Below are 16,791 nucleotides of genomic sequence, written 5' to 3'. Positions count from 1 at the left end.
GGGCCCGCCGGGGCGTGGCGGGGGGGGGGGGCCGGGGCTGGGGCGCCGGCCCCGGGCCGGGGCGGCGCGCCGGGCGAGGGCGGCGGCGCCCCAGGTGCCGCCCAGGGCGGGCAGCCACCGGGCCGCCTCCCGTCCCGCCGCCGACGTGCCGCGCGCGCCGCGCACGCCGGGGGCCGGGTCCACGAGCACGAGCCCGGCCACGCGCAGCGGATGCAGCCGGGCGAACGCCTCCGCGTGCCAGGCGGCCTGCCCGTGGGCGACGACGGTGACGCGTCCGGGATGCGCGGGGGCGAGCGCGGCCAGCCGGGCCGCCTCGCCGTACAGGGTGGGCGGCGAGCCGGGCCCCCACGGGGTGAGGGGAACGGGCGCGTCCGCGCCGAGGCCGGGGCGGTCGAAGCGGATCACCCGGTGCCCGCGCGCCAGCGCCCACGTCAGCCGGTCCCATGGCAGCCAGGCCCCGCCGAGGCCGCCGGTGAGGATCACGGCGGGCCCGGTCCCGTGCCGCGCCACGCGGGGCGCCACGCCGGGGCGCGCCGGCTCTGGGCGTACGAGCAGCCTGAGTGCCGCGTACACGAGCCAGCAGGCCAGGAGCGCGGCCTGGAGACGCTGCACGGCCCCAGCGCCCGCCGGGAGCGCGAGGAGGCCCGGGTCCAGCCCGAGGACGGCCTGAGCCTCGGAGGGACGCGCGGAGGGCCAGGTGGACGCGGCGCCGGGGGCGAGCGCGAGAGCGGCGGACGGCGTGAGGACGGTGACGCCCGGGAGGAGCGCGGCCGTGAAGGCGGCGACGCCCGTGACGACGGCGCCCGTGAGGGCGGTGGCGCCCAGGGAGGCACCGGCGAGGAGGGCGGCGGGCCAGGTGTGCCAGCGCAGGCTCAGCAGCACCATGGCGGCCACCCCGCACGCCCCCGACGGCGCCCAGGTCACTGTGTGGAGGTAATGGGCCGGTGACCGCGCCCGGTGCGCGCACGACGGGTCGCTCAGCATCGCGCAGTCCAGGGGGAACACCCCTCCCGCGAGCGTGAGCGCGGCGAAGGCGGTCAGCGCCAGCCAGCCGGCCCCCTCACGGGATGTGCGGGGGACGAGCGCCACGCCGACCAGGCAGGCCAGGCCCGCGAGCGCGTCGGTGGCCCGGAACAGGCGCGTCCACGGCTGGTCGCGGGCGGCCAGCTCGCTCACGTAGCCGCCGGCGCCGCTCAGGGCCGGGCTGGTGAACTGCCCGGTCACCCAGGCGCTGGCGAGTACGGCGGCCACGATGAACGCAGAAGCCGCGAACACCGACAATCGTCGCTCCACGTGACGATTAGAACACTTAGCGTACCGGACGCTGTGGGCCGCCCCCAAGCGGCGCGGTTCAGAGGAGCGTGGTTCAGAGGCCCGGGGCGCCCCAGACCGGGAACCAGCGGCTGAGATCGGGCTCCAGCGGGAGCTCGTCCGCGAGCACGCCCCGCGCCTGGAGTTCGAGCGCGTTGTCGCGCCGCCGGCCGGGCAGGGGCGCGAACGGGTAGAACGTGCCGCGCTTGTACAGGTACACGATCGACAGCCGCCGGCCGTCCTCCTCCGCGAGCGACACGAGCGAGCACAGCAGCGACGGGCCGAACCCGGCGCCCTCCAGCGTCGAGTTGACCGCGTGCAGCTCCGTCACCAGGTCGCCCACGGCCTCGGGCGGGCGCCGGACCAGCAGCCACGTGTAGCCGTAGTCGTCGTCCGACTCCTCGACGCGGTCGCCGAGCAACGCCTTGGCGTCGCGTTCGGCGTCCGCGAAAGCGCCGCCCTCCGCCGCCCGGAAGGCGACCGACCCCATCCCGGCCGGCGTCAGGCCGGTGGCCGCCTCCAGGGTCACCAGGGCGGACGGCAGCGCGAACAGCGCGTCGAGGTTCGGCTTCACCGGTTTCGAACGGCCGAGGAGCGCGTCCAGCCAGCCCACGCTCATCCCCTCCCGAGCTGGGCGGAGATGTCCGAGAGTTGCCGCAGCCGGCGCTCGAGCGGCGGGTGCGTGGAGAACAGGTTCGCCAGCGTGGCACCGGGCGCCGCGGCCGGGGCGAAGTAGAAGGCGTTGAACGGCTCGGCCTCCCGCAGGTCGCGGGTCGGGATCCGGGCCATCTCGCCGCTGATCTTGACCAGCGCGGCGGCGAGCTCCGAGGGCCGCTGCGTGAGCAGGGCGCCGGCCCGGTCCGCGGACAGCTCGCGGTAACGCGACAGGGCCCGGGTGAGCAGGAAGCTCACCGCGTACACGACGACCGAGGCCAGCATGATGATGAGCCCGACGGGCAGGCCGCCCTGCCCGTCGGAGCGGCGCGCGCCCAGCCCGCTGTAGAGGGCGAAGCGCGTCATGAGACCCGCGACGACGCCGAGGAACGAGGCGATCGTCATGACGGCGACGTCGCGGTGGGCGACGTGCGAGAGCTCGTGGGCCAGCACCCCCTCGAGCTCCCGCGCGTCCAGGCGGCGGAGAATGCCCGTCGTCACGCAGACGACGGCGTGCTTCTGGTCGCGGCCGGTGGCGAACGCGTTGGGGACGTCGGAGTCCGCGATGGCCACCCGCGGCTTGGGCATGTCCGCCATGGCGCACAAGCGATCGATCAGCCCGTGCAGTTCGGGAGCCTCCTGCGGCGACACCTCGCGCCCGCCCATCCCGTACAACGCGATGCGGTCGGACAGGAAGTACTGCACCAGCAGCAGACCCCCGGCGATCAGCAGCACCGTCAGCGCCCGTACCCCCAGAGCGACGAGGGCGCCGACGAACACCACGTAGAGCAGCCCGAGCAGGAACATCGTCACGACCATGCGAGTGGTCAGACCGCGGTCGGGCGCGAACCGCGTGCGCACGGCTCAGCCCGGGATCAGGCCCTGGTCGCCCAGCATCTCCCGGACCTCCTCGATCGAGGCGTCCGCGGGGGGAAGGATCAGCTCTGACGGCTCAAGGCTGTCGTCGGGCAGCGCCATGCCCACCTGGCGCACCTTGTCGAGGAGCGCGTGGAGCTTGTCGCGGAAGATCACCTCGTCGCCGACCTCGATCGCCGACTCGAGCTCGCCGTCCAGCTCGTTGAGCACGGCGATGTCCTTGGGCGAGATCTCGACCTGGCCCTCACCCATGATTCTGACGATCATGCGCCCTCCCCCGGCTGACGCAGCTGCTGGGTGTGCTGCTGCGGCTGGGCCTGCTGCTGAGGCTGGGGCTGCGCCTGCTGCTGCGGGCCGCCCTGCTCGATCGCGCTCTGCGGCGCGGGCCCCTGGCCGAGCTCGGCCTTCATGCGGGCCAGCTCCAGCTCGACGTCCATGCCGCCGCCCATGCGGTCGAGCTCGGCCTGGATGTCGTCGCCGCGGGTGCCGCTGTAGTCGTCGAGCGCGCCGCTGGCCAGCAGCTCGTCGATGGCGCCGGCGCGGGCCTGCATCTGCGCGGTCTTGTCCTCGGCCCGCTGGATGGCCAGGCCGACGTCGCCCATCTCCTCGGAGATGCCGGAGAACGCCTCGTTGATGCGCGTCTGCGCCTCGGCGGCGGTGTAGGTCGCCTTGATGGTCTCCTTCTTCGTGCGGAAGGAGTCGACCTTGGCCTGCAGCCGCTGGGAGGCCAGCGTGAGCTTCTCCTCCTCGGCCTGCAGGTTGTCGTGCTGAACCTTCAGGTCGGCCATCTGGGTCTGCAGGCCGGCCCGGCGCTCCAGGGCGGTGCGCGCCAGGTCCTCGCGGCCGACGGACAGCGCCTTGCGGCCCTGCTCCTCATATCGCCTGGCCTGCTGCTCGAGGCCGTTGATCTGCAGCTCGACCCGCTTGCGGGAGGTGGCGACGTCGGCCACGCCTCTGCGCACCTTCTGCAGCAGCTCAAGTTGCCGCTGGTAGGAGTAGTCGAGGGTCTCGCGTGGATCCTCCATCTTGTCCAGGGCCTTGTTGGCCTTGGACTTGAAGATCATCGAAAGTCTCTTCATCACGCTCATGCGCGTCGGCCGTCCCCTTCTTAGGTCGTGCTGGTGGTCACCCAGTGCAGCGCAGCCGCCCTGGGATTACCCTACGCATAACGCACGAGGGCGTCACTAAGTTGCAGTCCAGGTAGGGTTGACGTCGTGTTGCGACGCCGTTCCCAAACCTCCGTGGACGACACTCCCGTCCCCGTTGACGATCCTAAGCCTCAGGGCAAGGGTCGTCCCACACCCAAGCGCCGAGACGCCGAAGGCAGGCGGCGCCAGCCGGTCAGCGCTCCGAAGGACCGCAAGGAGGCCTACCGGCAGATGCGGGCCAAGCAGGCCGCGGAGCGAGAGCGCGCCCGCAAGGGCATGCTCGCGGGAGACGAACGCTACCTCCCGGCGCGCGACAAGGGCCCGGCCCGCAAGTTCGCCCGCGACTGGGTCGACTCGCGGCGGCTGCCGAGCCAGTACTTCCTGCCGTTCTCCCTGGTGATCCTGCTGGCGACGTGGATCCCGTGGCCGCCCGACATCCGGGGCCTGGTGCTCGGCTACGTCATCACGATCGGCTGGCCGATCATGATGATCGGCGTCGTGGCCACCTCGGTCTACGTGGCCTGGAAGGTCAAGAAGGTCGGGGCGGAGAAGCTGCCGAACGAGAGCATGCGCGGCGTCGGGTTCTACGCGGCCATGCGCGCCCTGCAGATCCGCAAGCTCCGCTTCCCGCCGCCCACCGTGGCGCCGGGCGGCAAGCCGGTCGCGCCCAAGAAGTAGGGCCGACCCGGCAGAGGCAGGGCTGACGCGGCGCGCCACGTGAGGATGCGCGCGCCGCAGGTGCCTGTCCGGGCTGCTCCCACGCGAGCGTGCCGTCCACTTCCGGACGAGCTGCTCACACGAGCATGCCGTCCACTTCCGGACGAGCTACTTCCACACGAGCGCGCCGTTGACGACGCGCGGCCGCCGTTCTCCCAGCCGGCCCCGCTCCAGGCCGTCGGCCGCGGCCTTCAGCAGCCCGTAGTACGACCTGACCTTCAGGCCGCCGGGCCGGGCCGACCGGTACTCGTCGCCGATCTCGTAGACGGACCCGGAATCCTCGCCGGAGACCAGCAGGATGCCCTCCACGTGGCCCCCGACCGGGATCAGCTTGTCGTCCCAGTTCTCCCTCGGCAGGATCCCGCCGCCGTCGCGGCAGTACTCCCGCCACAGGGCGCGGATCTGCCGTACGCGGAACAGCCGCTCGCCGAGGAACCCGAAACGCCCCGCCCCGTCGTGACGCAGGAGAGAAGCGCGCAGGGCGTCGGGGAACTCCACGCCCATGCGCGCCTCCGCGAGCGCGACCTCCCTGGGTCTGCCCGGGACGCCGAGCGTCGCGTACGTCCGCGGCGCGTTCCGCTTCAGCCATCGCTCGATGCGCCGCCACTGGCGGTTGACGGCACGCCGTACGCGCGGGTCGATCGGCCGCACCACCGGAGGGCCCGGCCGGGGACGGCAGACCAGGTCCGACGGAGCGATGAGCCGCGGGCTCGGGGACGCGTCAGCGGGGGTCTCGGCCGGTGAGGTCGCGGTGATGGGGGTCGCGTCCGGGGCCGTGTTGCCGGCGCGCACCCTCTCGCGGCCCATGACGGTCTCGGGGGCCGCTCCGCTCCCGCCTCCCGTGGCGGCGGGCCCCACGAGCGCGGCGGCGACCACGAGCGCCACCGCCGCGACGGCTCCGGTGCCGAGCAGGAGCGGCGTGCCTCTCCCCGACCTTCGCGGCCGGCGGGCCTCGGGCGTCGCCCCGGCATGATCAGGCGCCTGACCAGGGGATTCCTGGCGCGCCCGGCGGCGCAGCCGTACGGCGATCGCGGTCAGGATCGCCGCCGTCAGCGCCGTCCGTACGAGCTTCAGCACGTCGCGCACCCTATCCCGAATCAGGTCACATCACGTGACGGCCTAGGGTCGAGGGCATGAAATTCCGTCACCTCGGCCGCAGCGGTCTCAAGGTCAGCGAGATCAGCTACGGCAACTGGCTCACCCACGGCTCCCAGGTCGAGGAAGAGGCCGCCAAGCAGTGCGTGCAGGCCGCCCTCGACGAGGGCATCACCACGTTCGACACCGCCGACGTCTACGCCGGCACCAAGGCCGAGGAGGTCCTCGGCCGGGCACTGAAGGGCGTGCGCCGGGAGTCGCTGGAGATCTTCACCAAGGTCTACTGGCCCACCGGACCCGGTCAGAACGACCGGGGCCTGTCCCGCAAGCACATCACCGAGTCGATCAACGGGTCCCTGCGCCGCCTCCAGACCGACTACGTCGACCTCTACCAGGCGCACCGCTTCGACTTCGAGACGCCGCTCGAAGAGACCATGAAGACGTTCGACGACCTCGTACGGCAGGGCAAGGTCCTCTACATCGGCGTCAGCGAGTGGAGCGCCGACCAGATCGCCCAGGCGCTGAAGATCGCCGACGAGATGGGCTTCGACCGGATCGTGTCCAACCAGCCGCAGTACTCCGCGCTGTGGCGGGTCATCGAGGGCGAGGTCGTGCCGCTGTGCGAGCGGGAGGGCATCGGCCAGATCGTCTGGTCGCCGATCGCGCAGGGCGTGCTCACCGGCAAGTACCTGCCCGGTCAGCAGCCGCCGGAGGGCTCCCGCGCCACCGACCCGAGCGGCAGCGGCATGATCGCCCGGTTCATGAACGACGACGTGCTCTCCCGCGTCCAGGACCTCAAGCCGGTCGCGGCCGACCTCGGGCTCAGCATGGCGCAGCTCGCCGTCGCGTGGGTGCTGCAGAACCCGAACGTGTCCAGCGCGATCATCGGCGCCTCCCGGCCCGAGCAGGTGCGCGACAACGTCAAGGCGGCGGGCGTCAAGCTCGACGCCGAGGTGCTCAAGCGGATCGACGACGTCCTCGGTGACGTGGTCGAGCGCGACCCGGGCAAGACCGCCAGCCCCGCCAAGCGCCCCTGACCGAGAGGCCGGGTTCTCCGGCTGGCTGCGAGGCCCCCGGAGAGCGTGTGAGGGTCCCCGGGACCCTGTGAGGTCCCCATGAGGGGCCCCGGCAAGAGGAGACCCCTTGAGCCCGTGACCGCGGCTCAAGGGGTCTCGCCTCTCAACAGGCCTTCCGTGGTCGGTCACGAGGCCCAGGGGCTGATCGGTCGCCCGTCATCTCACCGGTCGTCAGTGGTCAGTCGTCTCGTCAGCCGTCTTGTCAGTCGTCCGTCGTTTCGTCATATGGATGCCGGGCCTCACTCGGCGCGCAAGGACAGGCCCTGGTATTCGACACGGTCCTCGTCGAGCAGGGCGACCTGCTCGACACCGGATTCGAGCAGGTCACGCCAGTTCTCGCCGAGCCAGGACTCCGCGTCGGCCTGGCTGGGGAACACCTCTCGCGGCAACGGGCGGTCTGTCACCTCACCGCCATGCGCGTTCTCGTAACGCCACCGCCATGTCATGCCATACGCTCCTTTTCCGCGGGTTCGCCGGCGCACCCTCCGGCGGCACTGGCACCCTACTCCCGCGCCCCGGCACGGGGCCTCACGCCGCACACACCGTCCTCGCGTCCCGGTCGCCCGGCCCGGGCGGCCCTCCAGGCGCTGACACCCGGTCGCGGGCCCTGGGACGACAACCGGGGCGGCCGGGAGCGGCCCGCGGGATGGCGACTTGGACGGCCCCGTGGGGCGGCAGGCTGAGCGGCCCGTGGGCGGCAGTTGAGGGTCCGTGAGGTGGCAGACCGGGTGCGTGGCGGGTGCGGGCGGGCCTGTGAGATGGCAGGCGGGTGCGGGCGGGCCTGTGAGATGGCAGGCGGGTGCGGGCGGGCCTGTGTGGTGGCAGGCCGGTGTGGTTCAGGGCACGGCGGGCGGGTCCAGGGTGCCTCGGTGTGCCGGGCGCGTACGCTCGGCGCGGTGAAGGTCTTTCTCCCCGGTACGGCGGGCGGCGCGGGCTGGCCGGAGCCGGGCTGCCGCTGCGCCTCCTGCCGCCGCCTGCCCGCCGGGCATCGCCGGCCGTTCGAGATGGTGGTGGACGGCGTCGCGCGCCTGCCGTTCCTCGCCCCGCCGCCCGGCTACCGCGCCTTCGCGGGAGGCCACGGCCTGGAGGGCCCCGACGGGACGCGTGTCCTGTACGTCCCGCCCGGCCCGTACCCGGATGACGCCGGGGAAGGACGCTGCGACCTCCTCCTGATCGACCTGCTCGACCGGCCGGAGCGGCTCGGGCTGCTGCGGCGTGCAGGGGTCGCCGACCGGGACACCCTCGTGGTGGCGGTCGGGCTCGACCATCGGGCGCGCTCCGAGGAGGAGCTGGCCAGGCGGCTGTCCCTGTGGGGCGCGCACGCCGTCCCGGACGGCACGACACTCGACACGGCCTCCCCCACGGCGCTCACCTCTGGCCGGCGACTGCCCGTGGAACGGCCCTGGAGGGAGCTGGTGCTGGGCGGGTCGCGTTCGGGGAAGTCGGCCGAGGCGGAGATCCGGCTGGCCGGCGAACCGTACGTCACCTATGTCGCCACGGGCCCCGGAGGCGAGGGAGACGCCGAGTGGGCGGCCCGGATCCACGCGCACCGGGAGCGCAGGCCCGCGCACTGGGCGACGCTGGAGACGACCGACCTCGCGGGGGTCGTCCGGGACGCCGGCAGCCCGCTGCTGGTGGACGGGCTCGGCACGTGGCTGGCGGCGGTGTTCGACGAGCACGGCGCCTGGGAGGGCGACCGGGAGGCGGTGTGGCGGCGATGCGACGAGCTCGTGGCCGCCTGGCGCGGCACAGGGCAGCGGATCGTGGCGGTGTCGGACGAGGTGGGCATGGGCGTGGTGCCCGCGACGCCGAGCGGACGGGCGTTCAGGGACGCCCTCGGCCGCCTCAACGAACGCCTGGCGGCCGAGTCGGAAGACGTCGCCCTCGTCGTGGCCGGCCGCGTCCTCCCCCTGCCCTGACCTTCCCTTGCCTCCGGCTCACAAGGGACTGCGGGACTCCGACCGCGACAGCCTGCGCACCAGCAAGCTCTGCCCAGGCGGCCACCAGCCGCCCGGTCTCGCGAGGGGCGGCAACTACGTCCCGCGCCGCTTCGGCGGCCCACGATGATCCCGCTCGCTGAACACACGCCGGACGAGACGGACACGACGAGCCCCACCTCGGCCGCGAGAGAGAGCGGGAGAGAAGAGAAGGAGGAGAGCCTCCGTCGAGATGACGGTGAGGACCAGGACCGCCGTGACCCGGACCAGATCCCGCAGCCAGCGGGCACGACGCGCGCGCACCGTCCCATGTGTGCGTCCGGCGCGGAGACTCCGCGTGACTTCCGACGCGGAAAGTCGCGCCAAGAGAGCGAAACCGGCGCTGGTGCGCCGCACCTCGGGTCGGCGGCTCGGCCAGGGCCGGGGTCAGGGGCGGATGGCGCGGGCGTACCAGCGGCCGTCGAGGCGGTCGACGTGGAGGGCGCGGCCGAAACAGTCGGACATGTTGCCGGGCGTGAGCACCTCGGAGACCGGCCCCGCCGCCAGGACACGGGCGTCACGCATGAGCATGGCATGCGTCGTGGTCGCGGGGATCTCCTCCAGGTGGTGCGTCACCGTGATCGTGGTGAGCACCGGCCGCGTGGCCGCCAGGTCCTCGACGGCCGTGATCAGGTCCTCGCGCGCGGGCAGGTCGAGTCCGGCGAACGGCTCGTCCAGCAGCAGCACCGCCGGGTCGGACATGAGCGACCTGGCCACCCGGATGCGGGCCCGCTCACCCTGGGAGCACACCCGGAACGGCCGGTCGGCCAGGTCCTTGCAGCCGAGGTCGGCCAGCATGCGCAGCGCGCGGTCACGCTCGGCGTCGCCGTACCTGTCCCACAGCGGGGCGCTCGTCCCGGTGTGGCCGGTGAGCACCACAGTGAGCGCGGTCGCCCCTTCCTCCTCCAGGAGCTCTTCGTCGACCAGGCGCTGGCTGGCCGCCACCAGGCCGATGTGGCGGCGCAGGGAGCGCAGGTCGACCCGGCCGAGGCGGTGACCGAGCACGCTGACCGCGCCCTCGGTCGGGTGCCGCACGGCGGCGGCCAGCGACAGCAGCGTCGTCTTCCCCGCCCCGTTGGGTCCGAGGATCGCCCAGTGCTCGCCGTACTCCACCCGCCAGTCGACGCCGCTCAGCAGCGTCTTGCCGACGACCCGGACCGCTACGCCTTCGAGTTGAACCACGTGCATCCGCTCACCCTAACGGCCGTACCATCGACCGTTATGCGGCTTCGCGGGGGATCTCCCGGCTCTTCTCCGGCCGGACGGGGCTGAATGGACGGGCTCCGGCTGGCTGTGGGCATGCTGACGATCTTCCCGGTACGCGTGGATCGGGTGGATCGGCGGGCGGCGGGCGTGGCCATGGCCATGGCGCCCGCGGTGGGGCTGGTGCTGGGGCTCGTGGCGTGCCTGCCGCTCCTGCTCCCGGGGCCGCCGCTGCTGGGCGCGGCGCTGGCCGTGGGGGCGCTGGCCGTGCTGACGCGAGGGCTGCACCTGGACGGGCTGGCGGACCTGGCCGACGGTCTGGGCAGTGGCAAGCCCGCCGATCAGGCGCTCGACATCATGAAAAAGTCGGATATCGGGCCGTTCGGGGTTATGACGCTGGTCATCACGCTGTTCGCCCAGATCGCCGCGCTGGCCGCGGCCGGGCCGTACGCGTTGGTGACCGCCTGCGTGACGGGACGGCTCGCGCTCGTGTGGGCCTGCCGGCCTGGGGTGCCCGCCGCGCGGCCCGGCGGGCTGGGGGCGACGGTCGCCGGCACGGTACGGCCGGCGACCGCCTGGCTGGTGACCGCGGCGGCGCCGGCCGTCACCACGCTGGTGGCGATCGGTCTCGCCACCTGGACGCCCGCGACCCTCGGCCGGCCCCTGGGCGGACTTTCCGGCTGGGCGCCCGCGGTCGTCCCCCCTGTGGCCATGGCGGCGGGGCTGGGGGCCGCGCTGCTGCTCCTGCGCCGGGCCCGGCGACGGCTCGGTGGCGTCACCGGGGACGTGCTCGGGGCGCTGGTGGAGACGGCGACCAGCTGCGCCCTGGTGGTGTACGCCATGGCCGGCTGAGTGGCACGCCCACGGTAGGCAGGGTGCTGAGCGCGCGGCGGGCCGAGCACATGGCGGGCCGAGCGGCGTGCGCAGCAACCGGCCGAGCGGTGTGCGCATCAGCGGGCCGAGGGCCCGCTGTCAGCCCGCTGAGGGGGTCTCGGCGGGATCCGGCCGCGGCACGGGGAAGTACGGGGGCCGCGGCGGCCGTACGGGGAAGAAGCGGAGCAGCACCACCGCCGTCACCGCCAGCACAGCCCACCCGACCAGGCCCGTGAACCCCCCGACGACCGGGTCGGGCGGCACGGCCGCGTCGCCGAGCAGCAGGACGAGGCCCGTCACCGCGTTCACCGAGCCGTGGGCCACCACAGCGGGCCACACGCTGCCCGAGCGCAGCCGCAACCAGCCGAACACCACCCCGGCCAGAACGCAGAACCCCACGAAGTACAGGGCGGCCCACGGGCCGAGGCGGGCGTAGTTGTAGCCGAGCAGCGTGAGCGGGGCGTGCCAGAGCCCCCAGACGACACCGGAGAGCGCCAGCCCGGCGACCGTGCCCCGCGCGGCCACGAGCCGGGGGGCCAGCCAGCCGCGCCAGCCCCACTCCTCCCCCAGCGACGGCACCGCGTTGAGCAGCGGACCGGCCAGCGTCGCGATCACGATCTGGACGACCACCACCGAGGACAGTTCGCCCGGGACCTGCACCCCCTGCGCCCGGAGTCCCTGCTGGAACAGGCTGAACCGGGTGAGGTCCAGCGAGACCACCCCGAAGGCGGCGCTGAGCGCGATCGACGCCACGACCAGCAGCGGCACCCCGAACCAGGCGAGCAGCATCAGCAGGACGGTGCGGCCGGGCCGCTCCCCCAGCGTCAGCCCGGTCTCCCGGGCGAACTGACGGAACGGCGGCCGGCCCGGCGCGTCGACGGCGACCCCGGCCCCAGTGCCGGCCCCAGTGCCGGCCCCCGTGCCGGAGCCCGCGGCGCGGCCCGTCAGCAGCCACACCGCCAGCACCCCCACGCTGGGCGTGAACATCATCAGCATCGCCGACAACTGGGCCACGGGCGAGCCGAGGCCGCCTCCGAGCCACACGGGCAGCGCCGCCACCCACGCCAGCCCGAACGCCACGACCAGGAACACCGGCAGGGGCCTCATGCGCTCACCTGATCCCCGATCAGGGTGTTGATCAGTGACGCGGCGCGCTCGGCGTCGTCGACGCTGACCGCCAGCCGCCCGCCCGAGCGGTAGCCGACCACGAGGCACTCCCCGCCCCGCAGCATGATCGTGGCGTCGCCCGGCAGGCCGCGGAAACCCCACCCGCCGACCTCGACGGGGCTGCGCGTCTCGGACCACGCCCGCGCGATGCGGTCCAGGCGGATCCTGCGCACCGGCCAGCCGAACGGCCCGAACCCGATCGCGAGCCCGCCCTCGGTCACCCGGGCCGTGAGCGACGACGTGAACAGGCCGGCGAGCAGCACGATCGCCACCCCTGGCAGCGTCCCGCCCGCGGCGCCGTCCCCGACGACCCCCAGCGCCCACAGGACGCCGAGGAGGACGCCCCCGGCGCCCGCGGCGGCGGTCAGCCCGGACAGCCACCGGTTGCCGGCGCGGCCGACCCACACGGCGCGCTGCCCGGGCCGCAGCCGCAGCTCCGGAGGCGCGGAAACCTCCCCGGTGAGCCCGTCCGCCTCGCCGCGGCCCAGGCGGACGGCCAGCAGCGCCGCCGCCACGGCCACGACGGGCGCCGCGGCGAACAGCCAGCCGGACAGGCGCGCCTCCCTCCAGGAGGGGGCGTCCAGGTTCGCCAGCAGAGTGGTGGCCTCCATGGCGAGGACGAGCACCGAGGAGCCCGCCAGGGCGCCCCACCAGCCGGCGCGGGCGCTCCTGCGCCCCGAGACGGCCGGGGCGATCGCGAGGAGGGCGACCCAGACGACGGCCCAGAGCGCGACCCCCACGGTCGCGGACGCCGCGAGCGGCATCGACCGGTCGGGCCCCAGGCCGGCTCCCCAGTGGACGGCGAGCGGGTCAGGGAGGCGGTGGCGCAGGACGAGGGGGCCCGCGGCGAGCGTGACGGAGACCGCCAGGCCCCAGAGCGCGGCGGTCCGCCGCGAGGGCGTCGCGGAGACGGTGGTGGTGCCGGGGGTCATGGCAGCTCCTCCAGGATGGTGATGAGGTCCTCTCGGCCGTAGCCGTGCCTCTGGGCGTCCTCCAGCAGCTCGCGGGCCCGCTGGACGAGCAGGGCGCGGCCCCCGGCGACGCCGGCGACGCTGACGCCCCGCCCCCGCCGGAACTCCAGCAGCCCTTCGTCGCGCAGGTCGCGCAGGGCGCGCAGCACCGTGTTGGTGTTGATGCCGAGCGCCTGGGCCAGCTCGCGGGCGGGCGGCAGCCGGTCGCCGGGCGCGCAGGAGCCCTCGCCGATGGCCCGGCGGATGGCCGCCGCCACCTGCTCGTGCAGGGGACGGGCGTCGTTGAGATCGAGCGTGAGCAACATGGTGCCAATAACACTAGCACCATTCTGCTAACCAGTTATTGGTGGGATGAACCCCTGTTTGTGAGTACCTCGGAACCCTCGATAGAGTCGGTTTACGTGACCACTGTGCGGCTGAACTCAGCAGATCCAGTCTCTTTCGCCACCGACGCGCTGATCGTCGGGTTCCGGTCCGGTTCCGAGACCCCCCTCCCCGTCACGAGCGCCGACGCGCTCGACGCCGCCTTCGGGGGCAAGCTCGCCGCCTCCCTGACCGCCGCCGGGTTCGCCGGCAAGCCGGGTGAGATCGCCAAGGTGCCCACCTTCGGCGCCATCACCGCTCCGCTGCTGGTCGCGGTCGGTCTGGGCGACAAGACCGACGCCGAGACCCTGCGCCGCGCCGCCGGCGCCGCCGCCCGCTCCCTCGCGGGCACCGCCCGCGCCGCGGTCGCCCTGCCCGCCGAGTCCGTCGGCGACGCCGAGGCCGTCGCGCTCGGCGCCCTGCTCGGCGCGTACGGCTTCAGCCGCTACCGCACCGGCGGCGACGGCAAGGCCCCCGTGGCCGAGCTGGACGTGCTGTCCCCGCTCGACGGCGAGGAGGCCGGCCGGATCACCGCGCGGGCCACCGCGCTCGCCGAGTCCGTGTCGCTGGTGCGCGACCTGGTCAACACCCCGCCCTCCGACCTCTGGCCGGCCAAGTTCGCCGAGATCGCCGAGCAGGCCGCCGCCGAGGCCGGCCTGGCCGTCGAGGTGCTCGACGAGAAGCAGCTCAAGGACGGCGGCTACGGCGGCCTCATCGGCGTCGGCCAGGGCTCGGCCAACCCGCCCCGGCTCGTCCGCCTCTCCTACACCCACCCCGAGGCCGCCAAGACGCTGGCCTTCGTCGGCAAGGGCATCACCTTCGACTCCGGCGGCCTGTCGCTCAAGCCGTCCGCGTCCATGGACTGGATGAAGTCCGACATGGGAGGCGCGGCGGCCGTCTTCGGCGCGCTGCTCGGCATCGCCCGCCTCGGCGTCCCGGTCAACGCCGTCGGCTACCTCTGCCTGGCCGAGAACCTCCCGAGCGGCACCGCGCAGCGCCCCTCCGACGTCATCCACAGCTACAGCGGCAAGACCGTCGAGGTGCTCGACACCGACGCCGAGGGCCGCCTGGTGCTCATGGACGGCATCGCCCGCGCCGCCGAGGACTCCCCCGACCTGATCGTCGACGTGGCCACCCTCACCGGCGCGCAGATCGTCGCCCTGGGCTGGCGCACGGCCGGCGTCATGGCCAACGACGACGCCGCCAGGGAGCTCGTCGTCGAGGCCGCGGCGGCCGCCGGCGAGGGCGCCTGGGGCATGCCGCTGCCCGAGGAGCTGCGCAAGGGCCTCGACTCGCCGATCGCCGACATCGCCAACCTCCAGCCCGAGCGCTGGGGCAGCATGCTGGCCGCGGGCATCTTCCTCAAGGAGTTCGTGCCCGACGGCGTGCGCTGGGCGCACATCGACATGGCCGGCCCCGCCTTCAACAAGGGCGAGCCGTACGGCTACACCCCCAAGGGCGGCACGGGCGCCATCACCCGCACCTTGATCGGACTCGCCGAGCGGCACGCGAGCATCTGAAACAAATGAAAAGATGACGGCATCACGAACACCCCGACAAGGAGCCTTCCTGTGGCCTACGACATCGTCGTCCTAGGTGGCGGCAGCGGCGGCTATGCCTGCGCGCTGAGGGCTGCCGAGCTGGGCAAGTCCGTCGCCCTGATCGAGAAGGACAAGATCGGCGGCACCTGCCTCCACCGGGGATGCATCCCCACCAAGGCTCTGCTGCACTCCGCCGAGGTCGCCGACGAGACCCGTGAGAGCGAGACGTTCGGCGTCAAGGCGCGCTTCGACGGCATCGACGTCCCCGGCGTCCACGCGTTCAAGGACAAGATCGTCACCCGCGCCTGGAAGGGCGTGCAGGGCCTGCTCAAGGCCGCGGGCGTGACGATCGTCGAGGGCGAGGGCCGCCTCGTCGGGGAGCGGACGATCCAGGTCGGCTCCGAGGTGTACGAGGGCGCCAGCGTCGTCCTCGCCACCGGCTCCGCGCCCAAGTCGCTGCCCGGTCTGGAGATCGACGGCGAGCGGATCATCACCAGCGAGCACGTGCTGACCATGGACCACGTCCCCGCGTCCGTGGTGGTGCTGGGCGGCGGCGTGATCGGCGTCGAGCTGGCCAGCGTCTACCGCTCGTTCGGCGCCGAGGTGACGATCGTCGAGGCGCTGCCCCACCTGCTGCCCACCGAGGAGGAGTCCAGCTCCAAGCTGCTGGAGCGGGCCTTCCGCCGCCGCGGCATCAAGTACGAGCTCGGCGTCTTCTTCGACAGCGCCAAGACCACCGACACGGGCGTGGTCGTCACCCTGGCCAACGGCAAGACGCTCGACGCCGAGGTGCTGCTCGTCGCGGTCGGCCGCGGCGCGGTGTCCGCCGGCATGGGCTTCGAGGAGGCCGGCATCGCGATCGAGCGCGGCGCCGTCGTGGTCGACGAGCACTGCCGCACCTCGGCGCCCGGGGTCTACGCGATCGGCGACCTCATCCCCACCCTGCAGCTGGCGCACGCCGGTTTCGCCGAGGGCATCATGGTGGCCGAGCACATCGCCGGGCTCAACCCGCCGCCCATCGACTACGCCGGCGTCCCCCGCATCACCTACTCCGACCCCGAGGTCGCCTCGGTCGGCATCACGTCCGCGCAGGCCGCCGAGCGCGGCATCGAGATCGTGGAGCAGGTCTACGACCTCGCGGGCAACCCGAAGAGCCAGATTCTCGGCACCGCGGGAGCGGTCAAGGTCATCGCCCAGAAGGACGGGCCCGTCGTCGGCGTCCACATGGTGGGCCGCCGCATCGGCGAGCTCGTGACCGAGGGGCAGATGATCTACAACTGGGAGGCGCTGCCCGCAGAGGTCGCCCAGCTCATCCACGCACACCCGACCCAGTCCGAGGCCATGGGTGAGGCGATGCTGGCACTGGCCGGCAAGCCGCTGCACGTTCACAACTAGTCCAGCCCTCGAGATCAGAACGCGAGAGAAGATAACGATGCCGGTCTCCGTACAGATGCCCCAGCTCGGCGAGAGCGTCACCGAGGGCACGGTAACCCGTTGGCTGAAGAAGGAGGGCGAGCGCGTCGAGGCCGACGAGCCGCTCCTCGAAGTGTCGACCGACAAGGTCGACACCGAGATCCCGTCGCCGTCCGCGGGTGTCATCACCAAGATTGTCGTCGCGGAGGACGAGACCGTCGAGGTCGGCGCCGAGCTGGCCATCATCGACGAGAACGGCCAGGCGGGCGGCGCCGCGCCCGCGCAGGAGGAGGCCCCGGCCCCCGCCGCGCAGCCCGGCAGACCGCCGATCGTGCCACGGTCGGCGGGCTGGTCGGGCCACGTGTGGTCGAGGGGGTGGAACGGGGTCTCGGAGACGACGAGGCCGT

Annotated in this window: 18 protein-coding genes; 7 read left to right on the top strand and 11 right to left on the bottom strand. The window is 73.5% G+C overall.

All coding sequences use genetic code 11. The annotated features are described in order from the left end of the window. From AB0H81_RS37755 to AB0H81_RS37735, 5 genes are all read right to left on the bottom strand, one after another. A partial coding sequence (locus tag AB0H81_RS37755; protein ID WP_358384925.1) for an alpha/beta fold hydrolase occupies nt 1-1,293 on the bottom strand: 1,293 nt, incomplete at its 3' end. A 73-nt stretch (nt 1,294-1,366) separates the two neighbouring features. Beyond that, nucleotides 1,367-1,924: a hypothetical protein gene (locus AB0H81_RS37750; RefSeq protein ID WP_358384928.1), complete on the bottom strand. Its 558-nt coding sequence runs from the start codon at nt 1,922-1,924 to the stop codon at nt 1,367-1,369. Between the two features lie 2 nt (nt 1,925-1,926). Further along, nucleotides 1,927-2,826: a zinc metalloprotease HtpX gene (gene htpX / locus AB0H81_RS37745; protein ID WP_358384923.1), complete on the bottom strand. Its 900-nt coding sequence runs from the start codon at nt 2,824-2,826 to the stop codon at nt 1,927-1,929. Nucleotides 2,827-2,829: 3 nt separating this feature from the next. Continuing rightward, nucleotides 2,830-3,108, bottom strand: a complete 279-nt coding sequence (locus tag AB0H81_RS37740) for a hypothetical protein (RefSeq protein ID WP_358384921.1) — start codon at nt 3,106-3,108, stop codon at nt 2,830-2,832. After that, on the bottom strand, nt 3,105-3,929 hold the full coding sequence (locus AB0H81_RS37735; RefSeq protein WP_358384919.1) for a PspA/IM30 family protein: 825 nt from the start codon (nt 3,927-3,929) through the stop codon (nt 3,105-3,107). The genes AB0H81_RS37740 and AB0H81_RS37735 overlap by 4 nt, the downstream gene beginning before the upstream one ends. A gap of 153 nt (nt 3,930-4,082) precedes the next feature. On the opposite strand from AB0H81_RS37735, the gene AB0H81_RS37730 reads away from it, so the two are divergent. Then, complete coding sequence (locus tag AB0H81_RS37730) at nt 4,083-4,667, top strand: DUF3043 domain-containing protein (RefSeq protein ID WP_358384917.1); 585 nt, start codon at nt 4,083-4,085, stop codon at nt 4,665-4,667. 147 nt (nt 4,668-4,814) lie between these two features. Here the strand turns inward: AB0H81_RS37730 and AB0H81_RS37725 are convergent, their stop codons facing one another. Further along, entirely contained in the window at nt 4,815-5,783 is a 969-nt protein-coding gene (locus AB0H81_RS37725) for an SMI1/KNR4 family protein (protein ID WP_358384914.1), read from the bottom strand. A gap of 56 nt (nt 5,784-5,839) precedes the next feature. Between AB0H81_RS37725 and AB0H81_RS37720 the strand changes: the two genes are divergently transcribed. After that, a complete protein-coding gene (locus AB0H81_RS37720; protein ID WP_358384911.1) occupies nt 5,840-6,838 on the top strand; it encodes an aldo/keto reductase family protein in 999 nt (332 codons plus the stop codon). A 278-nt stretch (nt 6,839-7,116) separates the two neighbouring features. Here AB0H81_RS37720 and AB0H81_RS37715 read toward each other — a convergent pair whose 3' ends face one another. Next, nucleotides 7,117-7,323, bottom strand: a complete 207-nt coding sequence (locus tag AB0H81_RS37715) for a hypothetical protein (protein WP_175588881.1) — start codon at nt 7,321-7,323, stop codon at nt 7,117-7,119. Nucleotides 7,324-7,773: 450 nt separating this feature from the next. Between AB0H81_RS37715 and AB0H81_RS37710 the strand changes: the two genes are divergently transcribed. Beyond that, nucleotides 7,774-8,796: a bifunctional adenosylcobinamide kinase/adenosylcobinamide-phosphate guanylyltransferase gene (locus AB0H81_RS37710; RefSeq protein WP_358384907.1), complete on the top strand. Its 1,023-nt coding sequence runs from the start codon at nt 7,774-7,776 to the stop codon at nt 8,794-8,796. 444 nt (nt 8,797-9,240) lie between these two features. Here AB0H81_RS37710 and AB0H81_RS37705 read toward each other — a convergent pair whose 3' ends face one another. Then, nucleotides 9,241-10,041, bottom strand: coding sequence for an ATP-binding cassette domain-containing protein (locus AB0H81_RS37705; RefSeq protein ID WP_358384904.1), 801 nt, complete (start codon nt 10,039-10,041; stop codon nt 9,241-9,243). An 84-nt stretch (nt 10,042-10,125) separates the two neighbouring features. On the opposite strand from AB0H81_RS37705, the gene AB0H81_RS37700 reads away from it, so the two are divergent. After that, on the top strand, nt 10,126-10,908 hold the full coding sequence (locus AB0H81_RS37700; protein WP_358384902.1) for an adenosylcobinamide-GDP ribazoletransferase: 783 nt from the start codon (nt 10,126-10,128) through the stop codon (nt 10,906-10,908). 120 nt (nt 10,909-11,028) lie between these two features. Here AB0H81_RS37700 and AB0H81_RS37695 read toward each other — a convergent pair whose 3' ends face one another. The 3 genes from AB0H81_RS37695 to AB0H81_RS37685 are packed head-to-tail and all read right to left on the bottom strand — an operon-like array spanning nt 11,029 to nt 13,372. Further along, nucleotides 11,029-12,036, bottom strand: a complete 1,008-nt coding sequence (locus AB0H81_RS37695; protein WP_358384899.1) for a CPBP family intramembrane glutamic endopeptidase — start codon at nt 12,034-12,036, stop codon at nt 11,029-11,031. Beyond that, the gene (locus AB0H81_RS37690; protein WP_358384896.1) at nt 12,033-13,028 is read right to left on the bottom strand and encodes a hypothetical protein; all 996 of its coding nucleotides are present in this window, start codon (nt 13,026-13,028) and stop codon (nt 12,033-12,035) included. The genes AB0H81_RS37695 and AB0H81_RS37690 overlap by 4 nt, the downstream gene beginning before the upstream one ends. Further along, on the bottom strand, nt 13,025-13,372 hold the full coding sequence (locus AB0H81_RS37685; protein WP_358384893.1) for a GntR family transcriptional regulator: 348 nt from the start codon (nt 13,370-13,372) through the stop codon (nt 13,025-13,027). Before AB0H81_RS37685 ends, AB0H81_RS37690 begins: the two co-directional genes overlap by 4 nt. 96 nt (nt 13,373-13,468) lie before the next feature. On the opposite strand from AB0H81_RS37685, the gene AB0H81_RS37680 reads away from it, so the two are divergent. The 3 genes from AB0H81_RS37680 to AB0H81_RS37670 form a co-directional block, all read left to right on the top strand. Further along, complete coding sequence (locus AB0H81_RS37680; protein WP_358384889.1) at nt 13,469-14,950, top strand: leucyl aminopeptidase; 1,482 nt, start codon at nt 13,469-13,471, stop codon at nt 14,948-14,950. Nucleotides 14,951-15,001: 51 nt separating this feature from the next. After that, on the top strand, nt 15,002-16,366 hold the full coding sequence (gene lpdA / locus AB0H81_RS37675; RefSeq protein WP_358384886.1) for a dihydrolipoyl dehydrogenase: 1,365 nt from the start codon (nt 15,002-15,004) through the stop codon (nt 16,364-16,366). A gap of 37 nt (nt 16,367-16,403) precedes the next feature. Then, the coding region (locus tag AB0H81_RS37670) for a biotin/lipoyl-containing protein (RefSeq protein WP_358384883.1) at nt 16,404-16,791 on the top strand (388 nt) is incomplete at its 3' end.

The organism is Nonomuraea sp. NPDC050691, from assembly GCF_040654455.1.
GTDB lineage: Bacteria > Actinomycetota > Actinomycetes > Streptosporangiales > Streptosporangiaceae > Nonomuraea.
The sequence above is the reverse complement of the archived record's forward strand: the minus strand, read 5'-3'. Positions and strand labels throughout refer to the sequence as shown.

Excerpts from the sequence above, each read along its gene's own strand:
- AB0H81_RS37740 (WP_358384921.1), bottom strand. The coding sequence starts at position 3,108 with ATGATCGTCAGAATCATGGGTGAGGGCCAGGTCGAGATCTCGCCCAAG.
- AB0H81_RS37735 (WP_358384919.1), bottom strand. The coding sequence starts at position 3,929 with ATGAGCGTGATGAAGAGACTTTCGATGATCTTCAAGTCCAAGGCCAAC.
- AB0H81_RS37720 (WP_358384911.1), top strand. The coding sequence starts at position 5,840 with ATGAAATTCCGTCACCTCGGCCGCAGCGGTCTCAAGGTCAGCGAGATC.
- AB0H81_RS37715 (WP_175588881.1), bottom strand. The coding sequence starts at position 7,323 with ATGACATGGCGGTGGCGTTACGAGAACGCGCATGGCGGTGAGGTGACA.
- AB0H81_RS37705 (WP_358384904.1), bottom strand. The coding sequence starts at position 10,041 with ATGCACGTGGTTCAACTCGAAGGCGTAGCGGTCCGGGTCGTCGGCAAG.
- AB0H81_RS37700 (WP_358384902.1), top strand. The coding sequence starts at position 10,126 with ATGGACGGGCTCCGGCTGGCTGTGGGCATGCTGACGATCTTCCCGGTA.
- AB0H81_RS37695 (WP_358384899.1), bottom strand. The coding sequence starts at position 12,036 with ATGAGGCCCCTGCCGGTGTTCCTGGTCGTGGCGTTCGGGCTGGCGTGG.
- AB0H81_RS37690 (WP_358384896.1), bottom strand. The coding sequence starts at position 13,028 with ATGACCCCCGGCACCACCACCGTCTCCGCGACGCCCTCGCGGCGGACC.
- AB0H81_RS37685 (WP_358384893.1), bottom strand. The coding sequence starts at position 13,372 with ATGTTGCTCACGCTCGATCTCAACGACGCCCGTCCCCTGCACGAGCAG.